At 69.8% G+C, this 13,610-nt stretch carries 11 protein-coding genes and 1 tRNA gene; 8 read left to right on the forward strand and 4 right to left on the reverse strand.

Going from position 1 to position 13,610, the window contains the following annotated elements; genetic code table 11:
• Window positions 1-3 precede the first annotated feature (3 nt).
• On the reverse strand, window positions 4-1,188 hold the full coding sequence (locus tag AC07TY_RS06295; RefSeq protein ID WP_494784727.1) for a glycosyltransferase: 1,185 nt from the start codon (window positions 1,186-1,188) through the stop codon (window positions 4-6).
• A gap of 74 nt (window positions 1,189-1,262) precedes the next feature.
• Here AC07TY_RS06295 and glgX point away from each other — a divergent pair, with 74 nt between their 5' ends.
• Together glgX and AC07TY_RS06305 are read left to right on the forward strand one after the other, a co-directional pair.
• Entirely contained in the window at window positions 1,263-3,287 is a 2,025-nt protein-coding gene (gene glgX, locus AC07TY_RS06300) for a glycogen debranching protein GlgX (RefSeq protein WP_123505563.1), read from the forward strand.
• A gap of 98 nt (window positions 3,288-3,385) precedes the next feature.
• Window positions 3,386-3,892 carry a GNAT family N-acetyltransferase gene (locus AC07TY_RS06305; RefSeq protein WP_488624770.1) on the forward strand — a complete coding sequence of 169 codons (507 nt, stop codon included), beginning with the start codon at window positions 3,386-3,388 and terminating at the stop codon, window positions 3,890-3,892.
• Between the two features lie 4 nt (window positions 3,893-3,896).
• Here AC07TY_RS06305 and AC07TY_RS06310 read toward each other — a convergent pair whose 3' ends face one another.
• The gene (locus AC07TY_RS06310; protein ID WP_494784728.1) at window positions 3,897-4,748 is read right to left on the reverse strand and encodes a DUF429 domain-containing protein; all 852 of its coding nucleotides are present in this window, start codon (window positions 4,746-4,748) and stop codon (window positions 3,897-3,899) included.
• Window positions 4,749-4,803: 55 nt separating this feature from the next.
• Here AC07TY_RS06310 and AC07TY_RS06315 point away from each other — a divergent pair, with 55 nt between their 5' ends.
• Complete coding sequence (locus AC07TY_RS06315) at window positions 4,804-5,889, forward strand: VIT1/CCC1 transporter family protein (protein ID WP_123505560.1); 1,086 nt, start codon at window positions 4,804-4,806, stop codon at window positions 5,887-5,889.
• Window positions 5,890-6,104: 215 nt separating this feature from the next.
• On the opposite strand, the gene AC07TY_RS06320 is transcribed toward AC07TY_RS06315, so the two are convergent.
• Window positions 6,105-6,956, reverse strand: coding sequence for a phosphatase PAP2 family protein (locus AC07TY_RS06320; RefSeq protein ID WP_158614183.1), 852 nt, complete (start codon window positions 6,954-6,956; stop codon window positions 6,105-6,107).
• Between the two features lie 181 nt (window positions 6,957-7,137).
• Between AC07TY_RS06320 and AC07TY_RS06325 the strand changes: the two genes are divergently transcribed.
• Window positions 7,138-7,210: transfer RNA gene (locus tag AC07TY_RS06325), tRNA-Arg, on the forward strand.
• Window positions 7,211-7,345: 135 nt separating this feature from the next.
• Here AC07TY_RS06325 and AC07TY_RS06330 read toward each other — a convergent pair.
• Complete coding sequence (locus AC07TY_RS06330) at window positions 7,346-8,371, reverse strand: LacI family DNA-binding transcriptional regulator (RefSeq protein ID WP_494784729.1); 1,026 nt, start codon at window positions 8,369-8,371, stop codon at window positions 7,346-7,348.
• A 163-nt stretch (window positions 8,372-8,534) separates the two neighbouring features.
• Between AC07TY_RS06330 and AC07TY_RS06335 the strand changes: the two genes are divergently transcribed.
• From AC07TY_RS06335 to AC07TY_RS06350, 4 genes are read left to right on the forward strand one after another with little or no spacing between them, the layout of a single operon-like run.
• Complete coding sequence (locus AC07TY_RS06335; RefSeq protein ID WP_494784730.1) at window positions 8,535-9,788, forward strand: sugar ABC transporter substrate-binding protein; 1,254 nt, start codon at window positions 8,535-8,537, stop codon at window positions 9,786-9,788.
• 39 nt (window positions 9,789-9,827) lie between these two features.
• The gene (locus AC07TY_RS06340) at window positions 9,828-10,805 is read left to right on the forward strand and encodes a carbohydrate ABC transporter permease (RefSeq protein ID WP_494784731.1); all 978 of its coding nucleotides are present in this window, start codon (window positions 9,828-9,830) and stop codon (window positions 10,803-10,805) included.
• Window positions 10,805-11,671 (forward strand): carbohydrate ABC transporter permease, encoded by an 867-nt coding sequence (locus AC07TY_RS06345; RefSeq protein ID WP_123505556.1) that lies wholly within the window; start codon window positions 10,805-10,807, stop codon window positions 11,669-11,671. Before AC07TY_RS06340 ends, AC07TY_RS06345 begins: the two co-directional genes overlap by 1 nt.
• 2 nt (window positions 11,672-11,673) lie before the next feature.
• Window positions 11,674-13,599: a glycoside hydrolase family 127 protein gene (locus AC07TY_RS06350; RefSeq protein WP_494784732.1), complete on the forward strand. Its 1,926-nt coding sequence runs from the start codon at window positions 11,674-11,676 to the stop codon at window positions 13,597-13,599.
• Window positions 13,600-13,610 lie beyond the last annotated feature (11 nt).

Genomic DNA, 13,610 nt, shown 5'->3' on the forward strand with positions numbered 1-13,610 from the left:
AAGCTAGCGCACCGAGGTGACCTGCCGGTAGGCGGCGACGAGCCCGTCGGCGGAGTGGGCCCAGCTCAACCCGGCGGCACGGACGCGCGCCGCGGTCGCGAGCGACGCAGCGAAGCCCCCGTCGCGGAGGATGCGCTCGATCGTCGACCCCCAGACCTCGGGGGCGCGCGACCGCAGCACGACGCCCGTCACGCCGTCCACGACGGCCTCGCGGAGGCCGCCCGCGGCCGCAGCGACGACGGGCGTGCCGCTGGCAGCAGCCTCGAGGGCCACCAGGCCGTAGGTCTCGGAGTGCGACGGGACGACGGCCACGGCGGCCTCGCGGAGCAGCGCGGCGAGGTCGGCGCGCGACTGCGGACCGACGAACCGCACCCGGTCGCCGATGCCGAGCCCGTCGGCCAGGGCGCGGAGCTCGCCGGGGTAGCTGCGGTAGTCGACCGACTCCTCGCCGGCGATGACGAGGTCGGGGCGCACATCGGCGGGGATCGCGGCGACGGCCTCGATCGCCAGGTCGAACCCCTTGAGCGGGTCCAGGCGGCCGGCCGCGACGACGAAACGCGTCTCCGAGCGCGCACCCGGCCGGAACATCACCGAGTCGACCCCCGGCGGCACGACGTGCACGCGGTCGGGGTCGCCGCCGAGGCGGTGCACGACGGTCTCCGCCTCGGCGGCCGAGATGGCGACCACGGCGTCGGACTCGACGGCCAGCCGGGCCTCGCCGGCGAGGCGCCCGGGCGACTCGGGCCTCTCACCGTCTGACAGCGGGCTCGCCGGATCGGCGGCGATCGAGTGGAAGCTCTGCAGGTGCGGCAGCCCGCGCTCGCGGGCGTAGGGCATCGCCGCGATGCCCGAGAACCAGTGGTGGGAGTGCACGATGTCGTACGGCCCGAAGGCCTCCAGGGCGGCGCCGAAGTCGGCCATGTAGAGCTCGTGCATGCCCTTCGCCAGGGGCTCGGCGGGGCCCGCGTCGAGGAACCTCAGCACGACGCCGTCACCCAGCGACGTCGACTCCGGCTGGTCGGGCGACGATCGGCGGGTGAGCACCTCGACCTCGTGGCCGAGCGCCCCGAGGGCCACCGCCTGGTTCCGGACGACGACGTTCATGCCGCCCGCGTCGCCGATCCCGGGATCGGACGCGGGTGACGTGTGCAGGCACACCAGGGCGATCCGGAGAGGGGTCGAGGGCATCGTCCCAGCGTATCGGCCCGGCCGGGGTACGTCGCGGCCGGACGATCTCAGCCGCCGACCGGTATCACTGAGCCATGACCTCCTCCTACCCGTACCCGCTCGGTGTCTCCGTCGTCGACGGCGGCGTCCGTGTCGCCGTCTACTCCGAGACCGCCACGGCCGTCTACTTCTGCAGCTTCGACGCCGACGGCGCCGAGACCCGGCAGGAACTCGACACGCGAACCGGGTACGTCTTCCACGGCTTCGTTCCCGGCATCACTCCGGGCACGCACTACGGTCTGCGGGTCGACGGCGCATGGGACCCCGCCAACGGCCTCCGCCACGACGTCGCGAAGCTCCTCCTCGACCCGCACGCCCGCGCCATCGACGGCGGCTTCGAGTGGGGCCAGGCCCTGTTCTCGCACGAGTTCGACGACCCGTTCGCGCGCAACGACGAGGACTCGGCGGCGTCCATGCCGAAGTGCGTCGTGACCGACGACTCGTTCGACTGGGGCGACGACGCACCGCCGCAGGTGCCGCTGGCCGAGACGGTGCTGTACGAGGTGCACGTCAAGGGGTTCACGAAGAGGCACCCGGGGGTCGCGGCGGACACGCAGGGCACCTACGCGGGTCTCGCAGTTCCTGCGGTCATCGAGCACTTCACGAAGCTCGGCGTGACCAGCGTGGAGCTGCTGCCCGTGCACCAGTTCGTGCAGGACGACACCCTCGCCGACAAGGGACTCCGCAACTACTGGGGCTACAACTCGATCGGGTTCTTCGCGCCGCACAACGAGTACTCGTCGTCGGGCCAGGCCGGCCAGCAGGTCGCCGAATTCAAGTCGATGGTGAAGGCGTTCCACGCGGCGGGGCTCGAGGTGATCCTCGACGTGGTGTTCAACCACACCGCCGAGGGCAACCACCAGGGGCCGACGCTGTCGTTCAAGGGCATCGACAACGCGTCGTACTACCGGCTGGTCGACGACGACCGCCGCAGCTACTTCGACACCACCGGCACCGGCAACAGCCTCAACGTCGGGCACCCGGCCGCCCTGCGCCTCATCATGGACTCGCTGCGGTACTGGGTGACCGAGATGCACGTCGACGGCTTCCGCTTCGACCTCGCGACCACGCTCACCCGTCAGGACGGCGACGCCGAGAAGCACAGCGCGTTCCTCGACCTCTGCCACCAGGACCCGGTGCTCGCGCCGGTCAAGCTCATCGCGGAGCCGTGGGACACCGCGGGCTACCAGGTCGGCGGATTCCCGGCCGACTGGTCGGAGTGGAACGGCAAGTTCCGCGACGACACCCGCGAGTACTGGGGCTCGGGCGATGTGCTCGGCACCTTCACCCAGCGCGTGCTCGGCAGCCCCGACGTGTACGAGGGCGACCGCCGCGCGCCGGTCTCGAGCGTCAACTTCGTGACCGCGCACGACGGCTTCACCCTGCGCGACCTCACCTCGTACGCCGAGAAGCACAACGAGGCGAACGGCGAGGACAACAACGACGGCGAGAGCAACAACGCCTCGTTCAACGGCGGAGTCGAGGGCGACACCGACGACGCCGGGGTGCTCGAGTGGCGGGGCCGCCAGCAGCGGAACCTGCTGGGCACCCTCCTGCTGTCGGCCGGCGTGCCGATGCTGCTCGGCGGCGACGAGCTCGGGCGCACGCAGGGCGGCAACAACAACGCCTACTGCCAGGACAACGAGATCTCGTGGTTCGACTGGGAGAACGTCGACCAGGAGCTCCTCGACTTCACCACCGCGCTCGTCTCGCTCCGGAAGTCGTCGAAGGCCCTGCGCCCGGAGTGGTTCCGCACCGCCCCCGGCGACTCGGCCTCGACCGTCGAGATCCTCCGCGCCGATGCCCGTCCGTTCGAGGAGCACGACTGGCAGGATCCCGAGAACCGCGCCGTCATGTTCGTTCTCGCGCACGAGGGCGCCGACACCCTGGCCGTGCTGATGAACGCCGCCCACAACGGCGTCGAGTTCACGCTGCCCGAGGCGCCCTCCGGGGAGTGGGAGCTGGCGATCTCCAGCGACAGCGAGCAGCAGGTGGCCGCTCCGGTCTCGACGCTGATCGTCCGCGACGCCTCCTTCACGGTGGTCCGCTCACGCGCCTGATTGTTCACATGCCCCGGCGTGAGGGGTCGCTGGTTGCTCGGCGGGCAGGCCCACCTGAGCAACCAGCGCCCCCTCACCGGGATGGATAAGGTCTCTCCATGCACTCCAGCTTCACCGTCCGCTCCGTCAGCGAGGACGACTGGCGCCAGGTGCGGTCGCTCCGCCTCGAGATGCTGGCCGACACCCCCATCGCGTACGGCGAGACGCTCGAGACGGCTCTGCGCCACCAGGAGCCCGAGTGGCGCCTGCGCGGCCGCCGCGGCACCGACCGCAGCTCCGCCTCGTTCGCCGCCATCGAGGTCGCCTCCGGGCGCTGGATCGGCACGATGGGCGGCTACCTTCCGACGGGCGGCGAGCCGCTGCTCGTCGGCGTCTACGTGGCGCCCGACTTCCGCGGGGCGGCGGCGGGCGTGGCCGACCTCCTGCTCGACGCCGTCGAGGCCTGGGCGGACGGGTACGGCGAGGAGCTGTTCCTGCACGTCCACGAGGACAACCGGCGTGCCATCCGGTTCTACGAGAAGCGTGGGTTCGTCGACACCGGCCGCCGCCTCGCCTACGAGCTCGAGCCCGGCGGGCACGAGGTCGAGATGCGCAAACAGCTCTAGCGGGTCAGAGCAGGCGCTGCGTCGGCCGGCACGGCGTGACGATCGTCGCCGGGCGGCCCGCCTCGTCGAGCGGCTCGTCGCGCCCCAGCACCTGCGTGCGGTCGAGCCCGTGCCGCAGCCACACCGACGCCGTCCAGGCGCAGAGCACGGCGTCGATCAGGTCTTCGCGATGCTTGTGCCCCGGGCCGTCGAGCGGCGTGGGCGACTCCAGCAGGTCGGCTGTGAGCGGGTGCGACCGGAGGTCGACGGGAGGGTCGGCGGCGTCGAGCCGGGCCAGCCGCCCGATCAGGTCGTCGGTCGCCGCGCGCCGGGCCAGCCGAGCCTCGGCGGGCGGGAGCGCCCGGTCGAGCCGCTTGTACCGCGGCCGCTCGACGTCGTAGCCCAGCTCGGACATCCCGACGAGGGTGGTGAACGGGTAGCACTCGAAGGCGACTCGGGCCCCGGCGGCGGGTGGCGATGTTCCTGCGACCACGGTCACGCCGTGCTCGTGGAGGAGATCGCGCAGACGGAGGCCGGCGAGCCAGGGGAGGGCCTGGTTGGTGGCATTGCACGAGACCTTCCAGCGGCCGTAGGCGCGCCCGACCTGCTTCTCGGACTCGCGCATGCCCGTCGCGTTCGGCACGACGAGGGGCGCGTCGACGGCGATGACCGCTCCCTCGCCGGTGTGGCGCAGGATCCACTCGGCGGTCGCGTCGACCCCGCGGGTCCAGCCCGCGTCGACGATCGTGCCGTCGGGCCGCATCGCGCAGACGCCGGTCTCGTTCGCGAGCCTCGCCCGGGTCGCCGGCCCGGTCGCCGACGCCGGCCTGGCGGGAGACCCCTCGCCCCACGCGAGGTCGACGCCGATCAGGAGCACGAGCCCACGGTAGTCGCGGCGGCTCCGAGTCCGGCGCGCGGACTACCCTTGCGGCATGAGCGACCTGGCGCCCACCCGCACGCCCACCCCGGCCGACCTGAGACGGTGGCGCCGCTACCTCGCCGACGAGCGAGCGGAGGCGGCCGTCTACCGCGACCTGGCCGCGCGGCGCGCGGGGGAGGAGCGCGACATCCTGCTCGCCCTCGCCGACGCCGAGGGGCGCCACGCGCAGCACTGGCTCGATCTGCTGGGCGACCGCGTGGGCAAGCCCGCCGGCACCGACCTCCGCACCCGGATCCTCGGCCTGCTCGCCCGCCGCTTCGGCTCGATCTTCGTGCTGGCCCTCGTGCAGAGCGCCGAGGGCCGCTCGCCGTACGACGCCGACGCCGACGCGACGGACGCCATGGCGGCCGATGAGCGGATCCACGGCGAGGTCGTGCGCGGGCTCGCCGAACGCGGGCGATCGCGGCTGTCGGGGACGTTCCGGGCGGCGGTGTTCGGCGCGAACGACGGTCTGGTGTCGAACCTCGCGCTGATCCTGGGCGTGAGTGCGACAGGGGCCTCGCACGCGGTGGTGCTCGTGACGGGCCTCTCGGGGCTGCTCGCCGGTGCGCTCTCGATGGGCGCCGGGGAGTACGTCTCCGTCTCGTCGCAGCGCGAGCTCCTCGCGGCGTCGACGCCCGATCCCGACGCGCAGAACGCGCTCCGCCACCTCGACGTCGACGCCAACGAGCTGTCGCTCGTGTACCGCGCCCGGGGCATGTCGCAGGAACTCGCGGACACCCGCGCCCGCGACGCCCTCGCCGCGCTCCCCGCGCCCGCCTTCCCCGCCGGGGGTGCCGACTCGGCCTCCGCCGACGCGCACGAGGCCATCGGGTCGGGCCTCGGTGCCGCCGTCTCGAGCTTCCTGTTCTTCGCGTCGGGCGCCGTCATCCCCCTGATCCCGCTGTTCTTCGGAGCCACCGGGCTGACGGCCGTCGTGGTCGCCGCCGTGCTCGTCGGGCTCGCCCTGCTCGGCACGGGGGCCGTCGTCGGCCTCCTGTCGGGTACCTCGCCTCTGCGCCGGGCCCTGCGCCAGCTCGCCATCGGGTACGGGGCCGCCGCCGTCACCTACGCACTGGGGCTGGCTTTCGGGGCGTGACCCGGCCGTCTGGGTCCGCTCGCCGCGCCGCGCCCCGCTCCTGCCTCGGGCGTCCCGGTCTCCTCGAAATTCAAGGAGAAAAGCGCGGACGCAGCCGACCTCATGCCGATAGGCGGTCGTCGCGGCAAAAATTTCCTTGAATTTTCGGCGACGAGCGGGGGCAGGGCAGGGCAGGGCAGGGGCAGGCGGCGGGGAGAAGACGGGAGCGGTGCGGGTCAGATCGAGCGGTCGAGCTTCCACGCCAGCCACGCCGTCGCGATGACCACGCCCGACGAGAGCAGCCGCGCGCCGACCAGCACACCCGGACCTGTCGACATGGTCAGAGTCATGTCCTCGCCGACGCCGATCGCGAAGATCGCCCCGGCGGCCGCGAGCGTCGCCACCATCGCGAGGCCCAGCAGCCCCGACGTGAAGCCGTGCGCCTTGCGTCCCACCGTGTCGCGGGCGTCGTTCGACCAGACGGCCGCGGCGCTCCGCACGATCGCGAGCCACAGCATGCTGACCGCGCAGGCCCCGACGACGTCGCTGACGCGATGCCAGCCGAAGGCCACCGTCTGCTCGGCGACCCAGGCGGCGAAGAGCGTGCCGACGATCATGATGAGCGGCCGGAGGTGGCGCCCGAACGCGGTGCCGAGCGCCAGCACGCCCGCGACCGCGATGGTCACGTGCCCGCTCGGGAAGCTGTTGCTGAGGGTCAGCGAGGTGAGCTCAGGTCGCGGCGCGATCGCCTTCACGACCTGCGCCGTCGCGATCGCGCCCACGATCAGGGCCGCTCCCTGCAGTGCCGCACCCGGCCGCCGCCGCACGAACGCGATCACCACGACCACGCCGACCGCGGCCAGCACCGCCGGGATCGTGATCGCGTCGAGGGCCCGCCCCGACTTCAGCAGGGTCTCGCCGTCGACCGATCGCAGGATCGAGTCCTCGATCATCTGGCCCTGCTTGGTCAGCACCGCCGCCGTGTACACGCCGCCCAGAGTGATCACCGAGCCGACGCTCGTCAGCATCCACCGGGCCGGCACATGACGACGCACGGCCGTCCGGGTCGGGAGAGTGGTGGCGTTCACCCCGTAATCCAACCGCACGGCGCCTGACAGGAGCCTCTGTCCCGACCGCCAAAGAGCGGTGAGGAGGCGCACACCCCGCCCTCGGATCAGGGCGCAGGAACTCGAGATGGAGACCTCGATTCGCGCCCACCCCCGCCCTCGTGTAATGTTTCCTCTGGCCATTCGGCCAGAAACAACCTGCGCGCTCGTAGCTCAACGGATAGAGCATCTGACTACGGATCAGAAGGTTGGGGGTTCGAGTCCCTTCGAGCGCACGTGCTTGCTACACGACACTGAAGAAGTCACACGACAGCGAAGAAGTCGTGGAGCAGAGCAAGAGAACTGAGTTGAGACAGCAGTAAGGCGAGGCCCCGCACTCCAACGAGTGCGGGGCTTTGCTTTGCCCTGCGTCAGGCCGACTCGCGTCCGACGACGTGCACGGCTTCATACGACCGGCCGGGATGGCCGACGCCGGCTATGGCGTCGACGAGCCGCTGGGCCGCGACACGGCCGAGATGCTGCAGGTTCATGTCGACGCTCGTCAGGGGCGGTCGTGACTCCGTGACGAGCAGATCCCAGTTGTCGAACCCGACGACTGCGATGTCGTGCGGCACTCGCCTGCCGAGGTCATGGAGGGTGTCGAGCACCCCGCGAGCGATGTGGTCGCTGCCGGCGATGATCGCATCGATGCTCGGATCGCCGTTCACGAGCAGTCGAGCGCAGTCACGCCCCCAGGCTTCTCCCCACTGGCCGAACAGCGCCCGCCCGCCGGCCAGCTCCAGTCCGTGGTCGGCGAGCTCGGCGATCACGCCCGCCGCGCGATCCTGGGCGGCCGCATACGAGGCCTCGCCGTTCACGAGAGCGATGCCGCGCCGGCCCGACTCGACGAGGTGGCGGACGGCCAGTCGACCAGCCAGATGGTTGTCCGGCGTGACCGACGAGTCGGCGTCATCGGTCGACGGCGCGTAGACGTAGACCACGGGGATGTCCGAGGCGAAGGTCGCGGGCGGTCGCGGATTCGTCGTGCGTCCCACGATCAGCAGGCCGTCGACCTTCCGTGCCATGAGGGTCTGGATGTGCAGCTGCTCTCGCAGGACATCGTCGCGGGCGTCGGCCAGCAGGACCGAGAGGGAGCCCGACCCGAATGCATCCTCCGCGCCGAGCAGGATCGGCAGGACGAAGCGGTTGTCGAGGTCGCTCGTGATCATGCCGATGGTGTTCGTGCGCGACGAGTTGAGGGCTTGGGCGAAGTAGTTCGGCGTGAAGTCCAGCGATGCGGCGGCGGCCTCGACCCGGAGCCGGGTGGCCTCCTTGACGTGGGTGCGCTTGTTGAGCGCCTTCGAGGCTGTCGCGACAGAGACGCCCGCGGCGCGTGCGACATCCGTCAGGGTGACCTTGCCGGAGGCTTCGCGGGGCGAGCCGCCGGTGATGGACATGATCCGAAATTAGTTCAGGACTGGGTTGACAAGCAAGCGGTCGACAAAATATGGTCCTTCCGAAACCGGTTTCGGTTTTGGTTTCAACGGAGAGATCGAGTCCCCACAGCGGACCTCTCCGTCCCGCATCCTGCAGACACGCTGCATTCAGAGAGGAATCACTGTGATCTCGTTCTTCCGCCGCAAGCGCGCATTGACCGCGCTCGCCGGTCTCGCCGTCGCCACCGTCGCGCTCACCGGCTGCTCCACCGGATCCGGTGGCGGCAGCTCCGCCGCCAAGGGCACCTACACGTTCTGGGACCCGTATCCGCAGTTCGACGCGTCGTCCGCCTGGACGAAACTGGTTGAGAAGTGCGGCACGAAAGCCGGCGTCACGATCAAGCGCACCGGCTACGACACGTCGGATCTCACCAGCAAGGCGCTTCTCTCCGGCCAGCAGGGCAACTCGCCCGATCTCCTGCTCGTCGACAACCCCGTCGTCTCCACTCTCGCCGATGCGGGCCTGCTGACGGACACCTCGGAGACCAAGACCAGCACCTCCGACATCGAGGCGAACATCCTCGCGGCCGGCCAGGTCGACGGCAAGACGTACGGAGTTCCGATCGGCGCGAACACGCTCGCGCTCTACTACAACAAGAAGATCCTGAGCGCGGCCGGCGTCGACGCCTCGAAGATCACGACGTGGGACTCCCTGACCGCGGCCCTCGCAAAGGTGAAGGCGGACGGGAAGAAGGGCATCACCTTCTCGGCCATCGGCACCGAAGAGGGCAGCTTCCAGTTCCTGCCCTGGTACTGGGGGTCGGGAGCCGACCTGACGAAGCTCGACTCGTCGGACGCGGCATCGGCTCTCTCGCTCTGGACCGACTGGGTCGACAAGGGCTACGCCCCCAACTCGGTCATCAACAACACGCAGACGACCTCCTGGCAGGAGTTCCTCACCGGCGACTTCGCCTTCAGTGAGAACGGCACCTGGCAGCTCGCCGGCGTCAAGGCGTCGAAGATCGACTACGGCATCATCTCGATCCCGGCGAAAGCCGGCGGAGCGGCTCCCGCGCCGACGGGCGGCGAGTTCCTGACCATCCCGGTCCAGAAGGACTCTGCTCGCTACGCAGTCTCGAAGAAGATTCAGTCGTGCCTTACCTCGACGGCCAACTACGTCTCGACCGACACCACCCTCTCGTACGTCGCCCCCACCAAGGCCGCGCAGGAGAAGCAGGTCGCGGCCGACCCGGACCTCGAGCCCTGGGTCACCGCGGTCGGCGACGCCAAGGGTCGCACCAGCGACAACCTCGGCACGAAGTACCCCAAGATCTCCGAGCAGCTCTGGAAGGCCGTGCAGAACAGCCTCAGCGGCTCGCAGACGCCCGACGCCGCCCTGAAGCAGGCGCAGACCGCCGCGGCCGCGGCAATCAAGTAATCCCCCACCCCCGACACGGCAGCCCGCAGGAGCATCCCCATGAGCAGCACCATCATCGAACGCCCTGAGGCCGCCGTGCCCGACGGGAGGTCGGCGAAGAACGCCGGCCTCCCGCCCCGACCCTCTCTGAAGAAGCGATTTCGCGCCGACCAGCTCACCGCCTGGGGGTTCATCGCCCCGGTCGTCGCCTACCTCGTCATCTTCTACGCGTACCCGCTCTTCAAGAACGTCGACCTCTCCGTGCGCGACTACACGGTCCGGTCGTTCATCGACGGCAACGCCCCGTTCGTCGGATTCGCCAACTTCACCGCGATCTTCCAGAACCCGACGTTCGGACCGGCACTCGTTCACACGCTGCTGTTCACCGGCATCTCGATCGCATTCCAGTTCACGATCGGCATGGCCCTGGCTGTGTTCTTCTTCCAGAACTTCCGGCTCTCCTCGACCCTGCGGGCCCTGTTCCTGGTGCCCTGGCTCCTGCCGCTCATCGTCAGCGCCTCGACCTGGTCGTGGATGATGAACAGCGACTCCGGCGTCATCAACTCCGTTATCCAGAGCTTCGGCGGCACCAGCATCAACTGGCTGACCTCCCCGCACTGGGCACTCGTCGCAGTGATCATCGCGAACATCTGGATCGGCATCCCGTTCAACCTGGTGATCCTCTACAGCGGCCTGCAGAACATCTCGACGGACATCTACGAGGCGGCTTCGCTCGACGGCGCCAACGCGTGGCAGAAGTTCTGGCGGATCACGTTCCCTCTGCTCAAGCCGGTGTCGGCGATCACGATCCTTCTCGGCCTCGTCTACACGCTCAAGGTCTTCGACATCATCTGGATCATGACCAAGGGCGGCCCGGGCGATTCGTCCACCACCTTCGCCATCTGGTCGTATCAGCTCGGCTTCGGCAGCACTCTGCCGGACTTCAGCCCGGCCGCCGCCGTCGGCAACCTCCTCATCGTCATCGCCCTCATCTTCGGGTTCCTCTACCTCCGCGTGCAGAAAAGGCAGGACGCCTGATGTCCAGCATCACCACTCGACTCTCGAACGTCGCTCCCGGAAGCAGGCGGCGCGGCCGCCGCACCTGGCACAAGACCCTCCTCGGCCTCGTCTTCACGGCGATCATGCTGTTCCCCATCTACTGGATGGTGAACGTCTCGCTGACGCCGGCCGACCGGATGCGGAGCTCGCCGCCATCCTGGTTTCCGTTCGCACCGACCTTCGACGGCTACATCGCCGTGATCCAGCAGCAGCTCCCCTACCTCGGCACCAGCCTCGTGATCGGCCTCGGCACCGTCCTGCTCACGGTCGTCGTCGCCGCTCCTGCGGCCTACTCGCTGGCCAAGCTGCGGCCGAAGGGCGGGGGCGCGCTCTCGTTCGTCCTGCTGGTCGCGCAGATGATCCCGCAGGTGATCGTGGCCATGGGCTTCTACGCCATCTACCTCAACCTCGGCATCCTCAACCAGCCCGCTGGCCTCATCATCGCCGACTCCACCCTCGCCGTGCCCTTCGGCGTGCTGATCTTCACCGCCTTCATGAGCGGGATCCCCGACGAGCTGATGTCCGCCGCGAAACTCGACGGCGCCGGCACCATGCGCACGTTCCTGAGCGTCGTCCTGCCCGTGAGCCGCAACTCGATCGTGACCGTGAGCCTCTTCGCGTTCCTGTGGGCGTGGTCCGACTTCGTCTTCTCCTCGACTCTCAACTCCGGCGGGGACGCCCAGACGATCACCCTCGGCATCTACCGCTACATCGGCAACAACAACCAGGACTGGAACTCCATCATGGCGACCGCCGTCGTCGCCTCCATCCCCGCGACCATCCTGCTGATCGTCGCCCAGCGCTACGTCGCCGCCGGTGTCACCGCGGGCGCCGTGAAGGACTGACCATGACCGACACCATCTCCCTCGCGGCCCCCGGCACAGAAGGTCGCTCGACCAATCGACGCGGCGGTCCCGTGTCGCCGTCGACCTCGCTCCTCACCCCGCTCGACTCCAGCGAGATCCATCTGACCAAGGGCTACTGGCGCGATTGGCAACGGACCAACGCTGAGGTCGTCCTGTCTCACTGCGAGACCTGGATGGAGCGCATCGGCTGGACCTCGAACTTCGACCGTGCCGCCTCCGGCGAGACCGGCTGGCAGCACTCGGGCATCGAGTTCGTCGACTCCGAGATCTACAAGCTCCTCGAGGGCATGGCCTGGGAGCTCGGCCGCGGTGGCGACCCCGAGCTGAACGCCCGCTACGACTCGCTGGTCTCGCGCGTGGCAGCGGCGCAGGACCCCGACGGCTATCTCCACACGTCCTTCGGCCGTTCCTGGCAGCGCCCACGCTACTCGGACCTCGAGTGGGGTCACGAGCTGTACTCGTTCGGCCACCTGATCCAGGCCGCCGTCGCCCGCATCCGCACTGTCGGCCACGGCGAGCTCATCGATGTCGCCGTCCGCCTCGCCGACCACCTCTACGAGACCTTCGGGCCCGACGGGCGGGTCGCCGTCTGCGGCCACCCCGAGATAGAGCCCGCACTGGTCGAGCTCGGACGAGCCCTCGACGAGCCCCGCTACATCGAGCTCGCCGGTCTGTTCGTCGAGCGCCGCGGGCACGGGCTCCTGAAGTCGATCGAGTACGGCCAGGAGTACTTCCAGGACGACGTGGCCGTCCGCGAGGCGACGACCCTCCGAGGCCATGCGGTACGCGCCCTGTACCTGGCCTCAGGCGCGCTCGACGTCGCAGTGGAGACAGGGGATCAGGAACTCGCCCACGCCGTCGAGCAGCAGTGGCGGCACACGGTGGCCACCCGCACCTACGTCACCGGCGGCATGGGATCGCACCACCAGGACGAGGCGTTCGGCGCCGACCACGAGCTCCCGCCGGACCGCGCCTACTCGGAGACCTGCGCCGGCATCGCCTCCACGATGCTGTCGTGGCGCCTGCTCCTGCAGAACGGCGACTCGGCGTATGCAGACCTCATCGAGCGCACGCTGCTGAACAACGTCATGGCGTCCCCGCGGGAAGACGGCCGAGCCTTCTTCTACACCAACACTCTCCACCAGCGTGTTCCCGGCACGGTGCCCTCCGAGGTCGACATCAACGCCCGGGCTCTGTCGAGCCTCCGAGCGCCATGGTTCGAGGTGTCGTGCTGCCCGACCAACGTCGCGCGCACGCTCGCCAGCGTCGAGCTGTACTTCGCCACCAAGACCGACGACGGCATCCAGCTGCACCAGTACGGCGACTACGACGTGCACACGACACTCGCCGACGGCACGCCGATCGAGTTCTCCGTCACGAGCGGCTACCCGTTCGACGGCCGCGTCACGGTCACCTGGCGCCGGAGCACCGGCCGCTCGGTCGACCTGCGACTCCGAATCCCGGCCTGGGGTGCAGGCGCCGTCCTGAGCCTCGTCGGCGAGCAGCCACGCAGCGTCGACGCCGACCACGCCATCGTCTCGCGGGCTTTCGAAGCGGGCGACACCGTCCAGCTCGACCTGCCCATGGAGGCGCGGTGGACCACCCCGGACCCTCGGATCGACGCGATCCGCGGCACCGTGGCCGTCGAGCGAGGTCCCCTCGTCCTCTGCCTCGAAGAGACCGGGGGCTCGGTCAACGACGTCGTCGTGGACACGGACGAGCCACTGTGGACGACAGACCGCGGCGCCGGGGTGACCGTCCGCGACATCTCCACTGTCGATCCGGCGTGGCCCTACGGCGACGCCGTCCCGGCCGAAGGGCCAGGGCGCCACGCGATGCTCGTCCCCTACGCCACCTGGGCGAACGACGGGCCCTCGACGATGCGGGTGTGGCTCCCGAGGGGGTAGCGCGCCGACAG

It is taken from the genome of Frondihabitans sp. GW821-FHT04F02, from assembly GCF_059420045.1.